Origin of the sequence: Streptococcus sp. HMSC068F04, assembly GCF_001837455.1 — a bacterium.
GTDB classification, from domain to species: Bacteria; Bacillota; Bacilli; order Lactobacillales; family Streptococcaceae; genus Streptococcus; species Streptococcus salivarius_D.
The window spans coordinates 30789-31060 of sequence record NZ_KV832531.1 but is presented as its reverse complement, the minus strand read 5'-3'; positions in this window follow the sequence as shown (position 1 = coordinate 31060).

The window sequence follows — 272 nt, the reverse complement described above, 5'->3', positions numbered from 1 at the left end:
AGGAAGTTGCTTTGGTGACTTCGGGTGCGGGACTGCCTTCAGTTTTAGACTGTAAAGACCCCATGTACCAAGAAGTCCTCTCCTTTTTATTTGCTCTTAACCAAAGTTAAGGTTTTTTTATTTTACACATTAAGTTCAAAACTGCTTTTTTAGCAAAATCATATAGGGGTTGAGAAGCTTGAATCGCTTTACCATACTCATTAATTTTCTTCAAATCACCTTCACTAACTGGCCATTATTTGTACGTTGTTCTTGACTTAAAGCTAACTTTT